Below are 14,486 nucleotides of genomic sequence, written 5' to 3' on the forward strand. Positions count from 1 at the left end.
ACCCACGAGAAGAAGTGCGGCAGATACATGATCGCCTGCGCCACGGCCCGCACCCGGGGCCGGATCACACTGTTGATGACCAGCGCGAGGGCGATAGGAACCGGGAAGAACAGCGCCAGTTGGAGCACGAACAGAACGACGGTGTTCTTCGTCGCGCTCCAGAACAACGGGTCGTCGATCATCCGCGAGAACTGCTCCACGCCGACCCACGGGCTGTGGAAGATCGCCGTGACGCCGTTGCTGGAGACGTACGGGTCGTAGTCCTGGAAGGCGACGACATTGCCCAGCAGCGGGACGTAGTTGAAGATCACGAGCAGGACGATGACAGGCAGGGTCATGAGGATGAGCGCGCGGTCGCGGCGCCACCGGACCCGGAAGGGAACCTTGCCCGTCTTGCCGGCCCTGCGCGGCACGCTCTCCTTCACGGTGGCTGCGGCGACCGCGGCCGTCGGTTCCTCGACGGCCGCGGGGGGACGGGTCCCGTCCGGCCTGCTCCCGGCCGTGATGGACATCAGGTGCCACTGCCGTTCTTGTCGAGGAGCTGCTTGTACCAGTCGCGCAGCTTGTCGCCGCCGGAGGACTTCCAGGTGGAGATGGCCTGCTGTATGTCGGACAGCTTCTTGTTGCCGCGCACGAAGTCGATCTCCAACTGCTCGAACTGGCTGGAAAGGGTGGCGTAGCGGCTCGGCTCGACGATTTTCATGCCGTAGGTGGACGTCTTCTTGACGAAGGCGCCCTGCCGCTGCTGCCACTCGACCTGCTTGCGGGTGATCTCGGGGAGGTCGGGGTGGGCCAGGTAGGGAGCCGGGGCCGCTAGCAGCACCCAGGCGTTGTTCACCTCCTGGATACCCCGGTCGTTCTTGATCGGGACGCCGTTCTTGACCGTGTAGTGGGTGTCCTCGACGCCGTAGTCGACGTACATCCGCTCCTTGGTGCCGTAGGGCGCCGCCGCGAAGTTTGCGGCGGCCAGCGCGTTCTCGACCGTCTCCTTCGAGGCGCCCTTGCGGATCATCGACCAGATGGTGACGGGCTGGCCGGCATACAGCGTCGGGTTGCCGCCGTCGGCGCCGAAGTAGTCCATGCCCTCGATCTGGAACTCCGGGTTGGACCGGGCCTGTTCGGTGGCCTTGCCGTACCAGTCGGACATGTTCTGGTTGTAGACCAGTGTCTGCCCGGAGGTGAACCGCTGGGCGGGGTCGCCCGTGTTTGCTTTGTCGTCGGGATGTACGACACCGGCGGCGAACAGCTTGCGGACCCACTCCAGATGTTCGAGGTACTCAGCATGCTCGATGCGATACGTCAGCTTGCCGTCGCCCCCGATGTTCCAGCCGAGCGGCCCGGCAGGCTGGACACCGAAGATGCCTGCCGCCGACCACCTCATGTCAGAACAGGCCCACACCTTGGCCTTGGCGCTGGTGGCCTCCTTGGCCCAGCTGAGGAACTCGTCGGCCGACTTGGGGACGGTGTAGCCCTTCTTGTCGAAGATGTCCTTGCGGTAGAAGGGCACGATGTTGGGCACGGGGGCGGCGGGCATCGGGATACCGCGCAGGGCGCCGCCGAAGATGCTCATGCGCCAGGCGTCGGAGGGGATCGCGGCCAGGTTCGGGTACTTCTTGACCTTGTCGCCCGCCAGGTAGGGGCCGAGGTCCATGAACTTCGCGGTGACCGCGTTCGGGATCTTGCCGACCAGTTCCCAGTCGGGCACGACCACCATGTCGGGTATGGAGCTGGAGGCGAGGACGGCCCCGAGCTTCTCACCGTAGGTGATGCCGTCCTGGTTCTGCCAGGTGATCTTGGTGCCGGCGACCTCGTCGAGTGTCTTGTAGTAGGGGTTTCCGGGCTTCGGCGGGGTACCCCAGAGCGGGCCCATGATCTTGAGGGGAGCGCCGGTACCGAGCTTTTCCGGAACCGAGGTGGCGAGGGCCGCGAGGTCGATCTTGCTGGTGTAGCCGGCCGCGGAACCGTTCTTCGACGGGATGTCCGGCTGGGCGATCTTGCTGGCGACGTATGTCGGGATCAACTTGTCGGCCGCCTTGCCCGATGTGGCCCCTTCGCGCTTCCCACCGTCCGAACCGCCACAGGCGGACAGCAGTGGCATCCCCCCGGCCACCGCTGCGACGGCGACCGCCGTGGAGGCTAGGAAACTTCTCCGGCTCGGTCCTGAGGATATGGAGGCGACGTTCGGCGTCATTGCGTCAACCCTTCATGGCGCACCCGGACACCCGGCGGTGGGCCGTCGGCTGCGGTGGCGTGACTTGAACCAGCTGAGCTGAAAGCGGACATCCCATCACTGTCGACGTATACGCAGTCGAAGCGCTTCGATATTGCTGCGAGGTTAAGTGAACGCCCATGGGCGCACAAGGGTCGCTTCAAAGATTCCTCCGAGGCACTGGAGGAGGCTCCCCGTAGTTCCTCCTTGACGAACGGAGTCGATCTCTTGACGCTCTCCTAGTGCCCCTGGCATGCATCGAAGCGCTTCGAAAGCACTCTCGGCTCTACCTCAAGGGAGTCCCACGTGTCTGCACACACGGCGCACACACCACCGCCGTTCCGCGCTCACAGCTGGCATTCGCGAAGCGCATCGACGACCTTCTGTCGCGGCTCACCCTCGACGAGAAGATGGGATGCCTGCATGAGTTCACGCGCGCCGTCAAGCGCCTGGGCATCGCGGCCTTCCACTGCGGCCAGGAGGCCCTGCATCGCGTCGCCTGGATGGGCCCGGCCACCGTTCTCGCCCAGGCGGTCGGCCTCGGTGCGACCTGGAACACCGTCTCGTACGGTGAGCCGACGTGGCCGTCTCCACGGCAACCCGCGCGATGGGCGCCCGCGACGACCGAGTGGGCCTGAACGTCAGGTCCCCGAAGACACGCTCGGTCGATCTCTTCGTGGGTGACGGTCCGGTACTGGTAGTGCTCACGCTCTTGCCGGGTACGGCCGAGCCCCACGGCTTCGCCGATTGAGCGCTCCCGTTGTCGGGGACCAGTGTGCAGGACGTCCGCCTCGGACTGCGCGGTCCGGTGCGGGGTAGGTGGGCGCGTAGTGGCGCAGCCCGGCGTGCCGGCCGGCCGTCGGCGAGGCCGACCAGTTCGAGGCGGACCGTCACCGTCGCGCCGCCCGCCGTGCGCAGGTTGAGGGCGGGTGCTCCCCACCTTGGTCATGGCGTCGTCCTTTGGCCTCTTCAGCGGAGCGCTGACCTGGTCAGGGAACTCGTTGGCCAAGGCCGCACGGGCTCACTTCTTGGTCACACTCGAAGAAACCGTGCGGCCACCGTCACGTCACGGCCCAGCCCCGCTCCACCAGGGCTCGGGATCCTGGCTGCTACTCCTGCCAGCCCCCTGTGGCGGCGGCGCGCTCCCGCCACTGCCGCATGCCCGCACCGTTCGGCTCCCAGCGGTGGCAGAACTGCCGCAACGCCTCGCACCTGGCCAGCATGGCGGCCTGGCGAACCGGCCAGGGCGGCACCTCCCCGCCGTAGGCGTGAAAGAAGTGGTCGAGCGCCTGGCGGTGCTCGGGGTGGTGCATCCGCACGATCCACTCGCACCAGGCCAGGTCCTCGACCGGCTCCCCGAGGTGGGCGAACTCCCAGTCGACCACTGCGGTGGCCTGGAAGGTGACAGGGTCGAGCAGCACGTTGTTGGGCCCAAAGTCACCGTGCACGAGCACTTTGCCGGCAGCGTGCGCGCCCACCGCCAGCACGCTCCTCTCGGTGGCGTGGATGCGGCGCAGCAGCCTCCCGCACGTCTCCAGGACCGCCGCCGCGTGACCGGCGTCCAGTAGTTCCTGGCCGGGCACACCAGCCACGAAGCCGAGCGTGAGGGTACCGGCGTCGGCTCCGCGCACCGGCGGCATGGGCAGCACTCCCTGTAGCCGGGTCAGCAGCTTATGCTCGCGATCAAGCCTGAGCTCGGCATCCGGACCCTCATAGGTCTTCTCCACCACGGACCCGTCGCCGACGGTGTGGTTGGTGTAGCCATGCTTCAACGGACGCATCCACCGATCATCAGCCACGGCACGCCGCTTCCCGGACAACAAAAGCGCAGGTCATGACTCCTTGCCAGCAGGTTCGAGGATCGCCACGCACTCCACATGCGACGTCATCGGAAAAATGTCGGCCTGAGCAGTTCACGGAAAGGACCAGGTCAGAGCAGCTTTCTCGGCTTGCCGCGCAGCGCGGGTGAGCCCAGAGCGTCAAACGAGCGTCACGGTCGACAGCCCGTCCCGCCTGCTCGGGGCAGCCCGAGCAGGCGCGACGACCAGTTGCCCCAGCGGGCCCCGCCCCGCTCACTCCAGAGGCCAGGCGTCGCGCCCGGCCGCCCGACCGGTGAGCGAACGCACCGACGACCAAGCAGTCACCTTCCCCCACCGCAAGGTGCGAGATGCCTTCCTCCGTCAGACGACGGCGTCTCCTGCAAGGAGCCGAGGCCACGGCTGCCGCCTCTGCCACCGGTTCCTTCTTCGGCGCATCGCCTGCCCGAGCGGCCGCCCCTCCCGCAAGGGCCGACACCCGGGTGTCCGCGCTCGATGTCGACCGGCTGCTGTACACCTTCCGCGCCCCGCCCGAGGGCACTTCCTCACGCCAAGGGGCCGCTCTCGACTGCCTGGCCGGCCTGAGCGGCAATGCGGCGCAGCCATATGTGGGCCGGCTCCCGCTCATGGAGGGGATGCCACCACAGGGACTCCACCAAGTGGCCGATCTCGAAGTCGGGTTGGACGACGGTGATCGGTTGTCCGGAGAGGGTGGGGATCGCGACCCGTTCGGGCATCAGGCCGATCCGGTCGGTCCCGACGACCAGGTGGGGAATGGCCAGGAAGTTCTCCGTGACGATCTCCGCGTGCGGTTCGATGCCCTCGGCGTGCAGACGGTTCAACGGGGAGAAGACCGGCGACGGGTGACGGTAGGGCAACACCCAAGGACGCTGCGCCAGTTCCTCCCGCCCGAGGACGGCCGGGACGCGGTCGGCGGACATCACGCACACCCAACGGTCCTTGTACAGGTCGAAGGTGGGGATGTTCGACAGGATGCCCTGGGGCAGGACGAGGGCGTCCACCGTGCGCAGGTGGTCCAGCGCCTGCTGCACGACCCGTTCGGTGCTGTGCTGGAACCGCAGCCGCACGTTCGGCGCGGCGGTGCGGACCAGGTCGGCCAAGGCCCGTCCGAACGTGGGCAGTTGGCAGTCGGCCATGATCACGGTGAACTCGTGCCGGGCCTGCGTGGGATCGAAGTCGGGGCGCGTCCGGAGGACTCGGTCCGCCCAGCTCAGGGCCTGCTCGGTGTGTTCCACCAGTCGTTCCGCCAGGGGGGTCAGCTCGTAGCTGTTGCCCACCCTGACGAGGAGTTCGTCACCGTAGTGCCGGCGCAGCCGGGCCAGGGCTGCGCTCAGCGAGGGCTGACTGAGACCGAGCCGTTGTGCGGCCCGCGTCACACTGCGCTCCTGGAGCAGCGCGTCCAGCGACGTCAGCAGGTTGAGGTCCAGATTCACGGCACCCACCTCGAATGATCATCAGCTCTGCCTATGTCGAGCATAGGTGATTTCGGCTTCCCTGATCCCAGCGCGGACGCAAGAGTGGTGACACGGCTCGGCGGGACCTCGCATCAGACGGACCGCCACCACCCCAGACGTTCGCATTCTCGGGCCTGCACCGATCGATGCAGGTGTTCCGAGCCCATCAAGGAGGCGACAATGCCGTCGTTCCATGTCCTGATCGCCGGCGGAGGCATCGGAGGGCTCTGTCTGGCGCAGGGACTTCGCCGCGCGGGCATCAGCTGCACCGTCTACGAGAGCGCGCCGGGCATCGGACGGGCCGGCTACCGCCTGCACATGAACGGCGCGGGTGGCCGCGCTCTCCAGCAGTGCCTGCCGGACAACCTCTTCGAGCTGTACATGCAGACCTCGCGCGAGACGCCTCGCCGTGAGGTCATGGTCATGCTCGACCACCAGGCCCGCGAACTGGGCGCCCGTCCCCACATCGGCCCGCCCAACGACCCGCGGCGGCCCCACACAGCGGTCAACAGGCGCACGCTGCGCCAGATCATTGGCCTGGGCCTGGAGGACATCGTCCGCTACGACAGCACCGTCACCGGCTTCGAGACGGACGGCGAGGAGGTGCGGGTGCTGCTCGACGACGGCACGAGCGAGACCGGAGACGTACTGGTGGGCGCCGACGGCATCAACTCCGTCGTGCGCGGGCAGTTGCTGCCCGACGTTCCGGTCGTGGACACCGGCATACGCGGCCTGTACTCCACCGCACCGCTGACCGACGATCTGGCAGCGGGCCTGCCCGAGGCACTGTTCGACGGTTTCGCCATCGCCGCGGAGCCGAACGGCGCGATGTTCGCGTACGGCGTGTACCGTCCGCGCAGGCAGGTCGCCGAGGCGGTGGCCGAACTGGCGCCCGGCGCCGCCGTCGATCCCGTCGATCCCTACATCATGGTCAACCTCGCCCTACTGCCCGGCAGCCCTTTCGCCGCCGGGGCTCCCGATTTGTGGCACAGCTCCGCCGAAACCCTGCACGCGCTGATGCGCACCGCGGTACGGGGTTGGGACCCCGCCCTGGCCGATCTCGTCGAGCACGTCGACGCGTCGACGATCTTCCCGGTGTCCATGCGTCACCTTCAGGCGGCAGATCCCTGGCCGGCCGGCCGTGTCACCCTGCTCGGTGACGCGATCCACGCCATGCCTCCCTCGTTCGGCTCCGGCGCCAACACGGCACTGCGCGACGCCGCGGCCCTCACCCGGGCCCTGGAGCGCGCCGCCCACGGTGACACACCTGTGGCGGCGGCCGTGGCCGAGTACGAGACCGAGATGCGCGCCGAGGTCTTCCCCATCCTGCGCGCCTCTGCCGACCCGCGGGCCGTCGACATCGACTTCCTGCCCGACGACCTCCCCGTCAGTCACACCTGATCGCCGCCTCCCCTACACGAGCCGCACCACGAGGAGAATCATGCCTGTCGCCGAAGACATCGAGTTCCGAGTGTCGGGACTGACCCTGCGGGGCAAACTGTTCCGCCCGACCGACGGTCCCGAACGCCCGCCCGTCGCCATCCTCCAGGGCGGCCTGGGCGGTCCCGCTGAATCCATGTTCGCCATGGCCGAGGGCTTCACCGACGCCGGTCTGGCCTGCCTGATCTACGACCACCGCAACACCGGCTACAGCGACGGCGAACCCCGTCAGCAGTTCGATCCCTGGCAGCAGTGCCGGGACCTGCGCGACGTCATCACCCATCTGACCCTGCGCGAGGACCTCGACCCCGACCGCATCGCCCTGTGGGGCATCAGCATCGGTGGCGCCAACTCCCTCTTCACGGCCGCCACCGACCGCCGGGTCAAAGCGGTCGTCGGCATCATCCCGCCGGTCAGCGGCTGGAGCGCACGCACCCTCCAACCGGCCGACACGCTCGCGGAGCTGGAAGCTCTCATCCCCGCCGACCGTCAGGCCCAACTGCGCGGCGAGCCGGCCGCGAGTATCCGCCTGCACGGTGTCCCGGAACCCGGGGACCCGGTCATGTTCAGCGACCAGGAGGGTCTGGAATTCGTCGAGAACATGATCCACCAGCTGCCCAGCTTCCGGAACGCGATCACCATCTCGACCCTCGACCGCATCTTCGAGATGGAGGCGCGTGCCTACGCCGAACGCATCACCGCCCCGGTCCTGATGATCCTCGCCTCCAAGGACACCGTCGCCCCCGTCGAGGAGGCCCGCGAGATGTTCGAGCGGATCCCCGGCCCGAAGGAGGTTATCGAGTACCCGGGCCAGCACTACGAGATCCTCTCGAACCACTTCCCCGAGATCATCACCCGCAGCGCCGACTGGCTGGCCGCCACCCTGCGCGGCTGACCGCCCCACCATCCGCTCCCGTCCGGTCCGCCGGAGCCGCGTGGCCCGACGGACCGCCCCCCGTCCCCGACCACACAGAGAGGTGTCGTCAATGCGTCTGCTCGGACTTGCCTGCGGGCAGGAGGACGGCAGTGCCGAGGTACTGCTGAAGGCCGCGCTCACCGCGGCCGCGCGCGAAGGAACAGCCGTCGAGATGGTACGGCTGACCGACCTGTCCCTGGTGACCGCCGCCACCGCGGACACCGGGGACGACGCGGCCTGGTTCTGCGACCGGCTGCTCGACGCGGACGGCGTGATCGTCAGCTCCCCCACCTACACCCGAAGCGCACCGGGCGCGTTGAAGCTCCTCATCGACCGCGCCTTCGGTCCGCGCACGGACGTCGTCTTCGTCCGTGAGGCCCTCGCCCCACGCGAACACGGCCCGGCCGAGCAGAAGGAGATTCGCGGCCTTCTGGGCGTCGACACGGCCCCCGACCCGCGGGTCCTCAAGCCGCGCGTGGCCGGCTTCATCGCCGTGGGTGGCTGCCCGTCACCCCACTGGCGCACGCTGACGCTGCCCACTCTGCACGCCCTGGCCTTCCCCCTGCACATGGCCGTCGCCGACCAGATGGAAGTCCCCACCCCCGGCGGCCTGGGCGGCATAGCCACCGACCAGGCGGCTGTGCTGCGCGCCGAGCGGCTGGGCGGCGCGGTTGCCCGGCAACTCGGGCTCCCCCACGACGAGGTCCGGTTCCTGGGAGAGCCCGGCACCTGTCCGATGTGCCACCTCGACCTGATCGTGCTGCGCGGCGGCCACGCCGAATGCGGCACCTGTGGGGCCGCGGGCCGTTTCGCCGTCGAGGACGGCGACGTCCGGGTCGACTTCTCCCCCGCCGGCACCGCTTCCTCCGTCCACACCCTCACGGAGCTGGAGGAGCACTACCGGGAACTGCTGAGCGCCGCCGCACTGGAGCCGGACCGCCAGGAGATCGACAAGCACGCTGCCGCGTTCCGCGACAGCGTCCCCGTCCTGCGCCCACCGCGGCCGTAGACGACCGTTCGTGGGCTCTCCACCGGCCCCGGCGCGCCCCAGCAGCAGTGGCAGATCCCCTCCTGACAGAGGGTCGCAGGATGCCTGTATCCGGCGCGCTCAGGCGCCGGATGCGGGTCGATCCGGCGTGCGGGCAAGGCGGTGTCATGGCCGGTGTCGGCCACCGGCCGACACCGGCGGTGGCTCGGCGCCCCCGTGGGTCACCTGGTTGATTGACACCGTCACCAAAGCCACCACCGGCACCGCGGTCACTCCTGGCGTCCCATCCCGCGCCTCCGTGCAGGACGCGCTGCGCACCGCTGTGCTGCCTGAGGAGCCGTAAGGCCCCCGGAGGGACACCGGATCTCGTGCGGACGAGTACGCCGCCCCAGCCAGTGTCAGCGCCACCCGTGCGGCGCACACCGCCAGGCCCGCCCAGGGGCCGAGCGAGTCGGTGGCCCGGTGCAGGTGCGTCACCGCTTGGCCGACGTTGCCAGGCAGATACGGCGTGCTGGCGTCCTTCCAGGACGCGGGCAGCAGCGAGGTCAGGCCCGGCAGGATCAGCAGGCTACCCACCAGCACGGTGATGCTGCTCGCTGTGGAGCGCAACAGCGAGCCCAGGGCCACACCCCACACGCCCACCAGTCCCAGATAGAGGCCCGCTCCCGTCAGGGAACGCAGCACACGTCGCCCACGTGGGACATGGAGATGCCCTGGCCGTCGAGGGACCGAGCACCCAGCCCGAACTCTGCCAGCGCGCCGCCGACAGCCACGGGCACGACGAGTACGCCGGTGACGACGCTCTTCGACCACAGCACCGGCAACCGCCAGGGCACGGCGGCCCGCGAGTCCCAACGAGGGACATCGTTGCCGGACGCTGCCCTATTCAGCCACGTATGGCATCTGACGCCGTGCTTCCGACATCCACAGCCCTTCACCGCCACGCGTCATAGACTCATCGCATCCCTTGGCTGCTGACTCCAGATAGTCCAGCCGTGCCTGCCTCAGGCTCAGCCTGCCATTGGGCCCACCCCGCACGATGTTGGCGTCCCCGTCATCCTGCCCGTCGTCCTCCCAGCCGCACTCCTGACAGACTTCGAAATTGGCCCGTCCCTCCAGGGTGCGCTGGACACAGCAGGGGCATGCGATGAGGCTGCCAGCGGCGTTGTTCGACGGACTGGAGAGCGATTCTTCAGAGACCATGGCTGACATCGCTCCGCTCTCTTCATGATCCAAACGAGACTGCCCAGCTGGGCGGGGGTGTGGTTCTCGTGGAGCGCGACGACGCTGGTAACGAGCGGGCGGTTGATGTTGAGGGTGCCGGTCTTGCAAGGACGACGGCGGTGACCTGGCCGCCGCCCTGCGGGTGAGTGCCGCTCTTGACCAGGGCGCCGTTGCCGATGGCCGCGCTCATCGCTGGCGAAGCCGGCCCGCGCACGGGCAGACGACCAGCAGCATGGTCATCGCCCGCCGGGCGTCGCAGGTGAGGACGTACGTGCCGGTCGCCCGGGCCAGGACACGAAAACAAGGCGGCGGATAAACCGGATCGCGACAGTCTGGATCGAGGCCCGGTCGGCCTGCCTGGGCCTCCTCCTCGACGCGGCTGATGATGCTCGTAAATCGCCGCCACACCCCCGGCGCGCCTTCGTCCCTTCGTCACGCGAGGCGGTACACCGCACACGCGAGCGGAATGGGCTTGACCACACACTCACGAGCACCTGACGCGCCATCAGATCGAGCGTCACATGAGCGTCGAGACTGCCACGCACCGCCCCCGCGGAGATCGCGGCGCAACGCCCGCCCCCCCCACGACACTGGCTGAAACCGCAGGTCAGAGCCGTCCGTCCGGCATTCGGCGCACTCGACGTCATGCACTCATGAAAACAGGTCGGCCGGACCCGCCCGAAACCCAGAAGAACCAGAAGAACCAGAAGAACCGGCAGGTCAGACGCTCTTCGAGGCGGGCTCAAGAATGGCCACACACTCAACATGCGAGGTCATCGGAAACAAATCAAACGCCCGCAACATCCGCACCCGATACCCCCCTTCCCGGAAATACCCCAAATCCCGCGCCAACGCAGCCGGATCGCAAGCCACATAAGCGATCCGCCGCGCCCCCAACGACGCAAGGTGCGCGACCGTACTCCGGCCCGCCCCCGCCCGAGGCGGGTCCAGCACGATGAGGTCCACCTCGGTGATCCCCGTGCGCGGCAGCACCGCCTCGACCTTGCCCTGTTCGATCCGCACGCGGTCGAACTCGGCGAGGTTGTGCCGGGCGTCCTCCACCGCGCGCTTGCCGGACTCGATGCCGAGGACCGCGCCCTTGTCGCCGAGGCGGTCGGCGAGGGCGCCGGCGAAGAGGCCCACGCCGCAGTAGAGGTCGAGGGCCATCTCGCCCTTGCGGGGCAGCAGGCCCTGCATGACGGCGGTCACCAGGGTGTCCGCGGCCTTCGGGTGGACCTGCCAGAAGCCGCCGCTGCCGACGCGGTGCGTACGGCCGTCGGCGCGTTCGCGGACGAAGGGGCGACCGTGGACGCGGTGCGTGCCGCCGTCCTTCTCGCCGACCCGCATCACCGACACCGGGCGGTCGAGCTCCACGATCGGCAGGCGCGCCCCCGGCCGCGGGGTGAGGATCACCTGGCGGTCCTGCGAACCCGTCGCGGCGATCGCCTCGACCGACGCCATGCCGGTCCAGTCCCGCTTCTCGATGCCCAGCTCGCTGACACCTTCCGCGGCGATCATGCAGTGGTCGATCGGCTCGACCTCGTGCGAGCGGTGCCGGCGCAGTCCGGCGTGCCCGTCGGCGTCGACCGCGTACTGCACGCGTGTGCGCCACTGCGGCACCTGTCCGGCGGGCAGCTTGTCGCCCTCGGCCGGCATCACCGTGCCGTCCCAGCCGACGTCCTCCGGCGTCAGCCCCGCGAGCCGCTGCAGCTGCTCGGCGATGACCTCGCCCTTCAGCCGGCGCTGTGCCCCGGGCTTGGCGTGCTGCCAGTCGCAGCCGCCGCAGCGGCCGGGACCGGCGAAGGGGCAGGGCGCCTCGATGCGGTCCTTGGAGGCGTCCAGCACCTCGACGGCGTCGGCGCGCAGGAAGCGGTCGCCCTCCTCGCCCTCGGTCACCCGGGCCACGACCCGCTCGCCGGGCAGCGTGTGCCGGACGAACAGCACCTGGCCGGCGTCGGTGCGGGCGATGCAGTGCCCGCCGTGGGCGACGGGGCCGATCTCGACCTCGTACTCCTCCCCCACCAGCGACTTCTTCGGTTCTGCCTGCATGGTGGGGTGACTCCAGATCGAGAGGGGATGCGGCCCTCTCCCCAAGAGCTGTGGAGGGCCTGACAACAGCCCACCAGTCTACGTGCTCGAACCCGTGCCCCGCCCCGGTCAGCGCTGGTTGTCCGGCTCCTTGGCCCGCTCCTGGGCCGGGCCCCGCCGCACCGATCCCGGCGCGTTCCAGTCCTGCCGCTTGCGGGCCCTGGCCTTGGCCACCTCGGACGACTGGAGCTGGTAGGGCACGGAGGTCACCATGATGCCCGGCGTGAACAGCAGCCGGCCCTTCAGCCGCAGCGCGCTCTGGTTGTGCAGCAGATGCTCGTACCAGTGGCCGACCACGTACTCGGGGATGATCACCGACACCGCGTCGCGCGGGGACTCCTTGCGCAGCCCCTTGACGTACTCGATGATCGGCCGCGTGATCTCGCGGTAGGGCGAGTCGAGCACCTTCAGCGGTACGTCGATCCCGCGCCGCTCCCACTCCTCGCGCAGCGCCTTGGTCTCCGCCGGGTCGACGTTGACGCTGAGCGCCTCCAGGGTGTCCGAGCGCATGAGCTTGGCGTAGGCCAGGGCGCGCAGGGCGGGGCGGTGGATCTTGGAGACCAGGACGACCGAGTGCACGCGGGACGGCCGTACGCTGTCGTCGCTCGGGCCCTCGGGGGCGGCGAGTTCCTCGGAGACGTGGTCGTAGTGGCGGCGGATCGCCGTCATCGTGCCGTAGAAGATCACCATGCCGAGCAGGGCCACCCAGGCGCCGTGCGTGAACTTGGTGACGAGCACGACGATCAGGACCAGGCCGGTGAAGAAGGCGCCGAAGGTGTTGATCGCGCGGGAGCGGATCATGTGGCGGCGCTTGGCCTGGTCCCTCTCGGTCGCCAGGAGGCGGTTCCAGTGGCGGACCATGCCGGTCTGACTGAGCGTGAAGGACACGAACACGCCGACGATGTAGAGCTGGATCAGGCGGGTGGAGTCGGCGCCGTAGATCCACACCAGGAGCATGGCCGCGCCGGCCAGCAGCACGATGCCGTTGGAGAAGGCGAGCCGGTCGCCGCGGGTGTGCAACTGGCGCGGCAGATAGCGGTCCTGGGCGAGGATCGAGCCGAGCACCGGGAAGCCGTTGTAGGCGGTGTTCGCCGCCAGGAACAGCACCAGGGCGGTGGCCGCCGCGAGCACGACGAAGAAGAAGCTGCCCTTGCCGAAGACGGCCTCGGCGACCTGGGTGATCACCGGGTTCTGGACATAGCCGGAGCCGACCGCGACGCCGTCCTTGATCAGGTCGACGGCCGGGTTCTCGGCCATGCGGACCTTGGTCACCAGCGCGAGCACGATGATGCCGCAGAACATGGTGACGGCCAGCAGGCCCATCGCCGCGAGCGTGGTCGCGGCGTTCTTCGACTTGGGCTTGCGGAAGGCCGGGACGCCGTTGGAGATCGCCTCGACACCGGTGAGCGCGGCGCAGCCGGAGGAGAAGGCGCGCAGGAGCAGGAAGACGAGCGCGAAGCCCGCGAGGCCCTCGTGTTCCGGTTTGATCTCGTACGACGCGGTGGGCGCCCGCATGGTGTCGTCCAGGACCAGCCCGCGGAACGCGCCCCACGCGATCATGATGAAGACGCCCACGACGAAGACGTACGTCGGGATGGCGAAGAGGCCGCCGGACTCCCGGACGCCGCGCAGGTTCATCACCGTCAGCAGCAGGATCACCGCGGCCGCGCACTCGACCTTGTGCTCGACCACGAACGGGATCGCGGAGCCGAGGTTCTCGATGCCGGAGGAGATGGAGACGGCGACGGTCAGCACGTAGTCCACGAGCAGGGCGCTCGCGACCGTCAGTCCGGCCTTGGGACCGAGGTTGGTGGTCGCCACCTCGTAGTCGCCGCCACCGCTGGGGTAGGCGTGCACGTTCTGCCGGTAGGAGGCGACCACGGTGAACATCAGGACGACGACCGCGACCGCGATCCAGGGGCTGAAGTGGTACGCCGACACGCCCGCGATGGAGAGGACCAGCAGTACTTCTCCGGGCGCGTATGCCACGGAGGACAGCGGGTCGGAGGCAAAGACGGGCAGAGCGATGCGCTTCGGCAGGAGCGTTTCCGCCAGCCGGTCACTGCGCAGCGCGCGCCCGATCAGAATCCGTTTGGGCACGTCGGTCAGTTTGGACACAACAGAGAATCGTAGGCCCCCCTGCTGGGCCGGGGCACATCCGGGTGAAATCGCGCGCGGCGCCGGGGTGAATTCCGTGCCCCGCACGCGCCGGGCGCGGGCCGTCGCGCCGCCCCCGTGCCTCCATGACCTGCGTACCTGCGGATCAGCCCACCTGCGTCAGTACGCTCATCACATCCGGGAGACCTCATGTCGCAGACGGCCGCCGAGC

Annotated in this window: 11 protein-coding genes and 2 pseudogenes; 4 read left to right on the forward strand and 9 right to left on the reverse strand. The window is 69.0% G+C overall.

Going from position 1 to position 14,486, the window contains the following annotated elements:
* A pseudogene (locus ACFZBP_RS38780) lies at positions 1 to 512 on the reverse strand (sugar ABC transporter permease); the annotation flags it as partial.
* On the reverse strand, positions 512 to 2,191 hold the full coding sequence (locus tag ACFZBP_RS38785; protein WP_391420663.1) for a Tat pathway signal sequence domain protein: 1,680 nt from the start codon (positions 2,189 to 2,191) through the stop codon (positions 512 to 514). The pseudogene ACFZBP_RS38780 and the gene ACFZBP_RS38785, both read right to left, overlap by 1 nt.
* A gap of 324 nt (positions 2,192 to 2,515) precedes the next feature.
* Here ACFZBP_RS38785 and ACFZBP_RS38790 point away from each other — a divergent pair.
* Positions 2,516 to 2,861: pseudogene (locus ACFZBP_RS38790) on the forward strand (sugar hydrolase); the annotation flags it as partial.
* Between the two features lie 457 nt (positions 2,862 to 3,318).
* Here ACFZBP_RS38790 and ACFZBP_RS38795 read toward each other — a convergent pair.
* Both ACFZBP_RS38795 and ACFZBP_RS38800 read right to left on the reverse strand, forming a co-directional pair.
* Positions 3,319 to 3,990 (reverse strand): phosphotransferase, encoded by a 672-nt coding sequence (locus ACFZBP_RS38795; protein WP_391420665.1) that lies wholly within the window; start codon positions 3,988 to 3,990, stop codon positions 3,319 to 3,321.
* 581 nt (positions 3,991 to 4,571) lie between these two features.
* Entirely contained in the window at positions 4,572 to 5,480 is a 909-nt protein-coding gene (locus tag ACFZBP_RS38800) for a LysR family transcriptional regulator (RefSeq protein ID WP_383457170.1), read from the reverse strand.
* Positions 5,481 to 5,681: 201 nt separating this feature from the next.
* Between ACFZBP_RS38800 and ACFZBP_RS38805 the strand changes: the two genes are divergently transcribed.
* From ACFZBP_RS38805 to ACFZBP_RS38815, 3 genes are all read left to right on the forward strand, one after another.
* Positions 5,682 to 6,902 carry an FAD-dependent monooxygenase gene (locus ACFZBP_RS38805; RefSeq protein WP_391420667.1) on the forward strand — a complete coding sequence of 407 codons (1,221 nt, stop codon included), beginning with the start codon at positions 5,682 to 5,684 and terminating at the stop codon, positions 6,900 to 6,902.
* Between the two features lie 40 nt (positions 6,903 to 6,942).
* On the forward strand, positions 6,943 to 7,836 hold the full coding sequence (locus tag ACFZBP_RS38810; RefSeq protein ID WP_383457165.1) for an alpha/beta hydrolase: 894 nt from the start codon (positions 6,943 to 6,945) through the stop codon (positions 7,834 to 7,836).
* 91 nt (positions 7,837 to 7,927) lie between these two features.
* A complete protein-coding gene (locus tag ACFZBP_RS38815; protein ID WP_391420670.1) occupies positions 7,928 to 8,866 on the forward strand; it encodes an NAD(P)H-dependent oxidoreductase in 939 nt (312 codons plus the stop codon).
* A gap of 144 nt (positions 8,867 to 9,010) precedes the next feature.
* Here the strand turns inward: ACFZBP_RS38815 and ACFZBP_RS38820 are convergent, their stop codons facing one another.
* The 5 genes from ACFZBP_RS38820 to ACFZBP_RS38840 form a co-directional block, all read right to left on the reverse strand.
* A complete protein-coding gene (locus tag ACFZBP_RS38820; protein ID WP_391420672.1) occupies positions 9,011 to 9,529 on the reverse strand; it encodes a hypothetical protein in 519 nt (172 codons plus the stop codon).
* Positions 9,514 to 9,681, reverse strand: coding sequence for a hypothetical protein (locus ACFZBP_RS38825; RefSeq protein ID WP_391420674.1), 168 nt, complete (start codon positions 9,679 to 9,681; stop codon positions 9,514 to 9,516). The genes ACFZBP_RS38820 and ACFZBP_RS38825 overlap by 16 nt, the downstream gene beginning before the upstream one ends.
* 46 nt (positions 9,682 to 9,727) lie before the next feature.
* Positions 9,728 to 10,057: a CPCC family cysteine-rich protein gene (locus ACFZBP_RS38830; RefSeq protein ID WP_391420676.1), complete on the reverse strand. Its 330-nt coding sequence runs from the start codon at positions 10,055 to 10,057 to the stop codon at positions 9,728 to 9,730.
* 732 nt (positions 10,058 to 10,789) lie between these two features.
* Positions 10,790 to 12,118, reverse strand: coding sequence for a TRAM domain-containing protein (locus ACFZBP_RS38835; RefSeq protein ID WP_391420678.1), 1,329 nt, complete (start codon positions 12,116 to 12,118; stop codon positions 10,790 to 10,792).
* Between the two features lie 108 nt (positions 12,119 to 12,226).
* Positions 12,227 to 14,275 (reverse strand): amino acid permease, encoded by a 2,049-nt coding sequence (locus ACFZBP_RS38840; RefSeq protein ID WP_391420680.1) that lies wholly within the window; start codon positions 14,273 to 14,275, stop codon positions 12,227 to 12,229.
* Positions 14,276 to 14,486: the final 211 nt, after the last annotated feature.

The sequence above is a fragment of the Streptomyces sp. NPDC008086 genome (assembly GCF_042957325.1).
Lineage (GTDB): Bacteria > Actinomycetota > Actinomycetes > Streptomycetales > Streptomycetaceae > Streptomyces.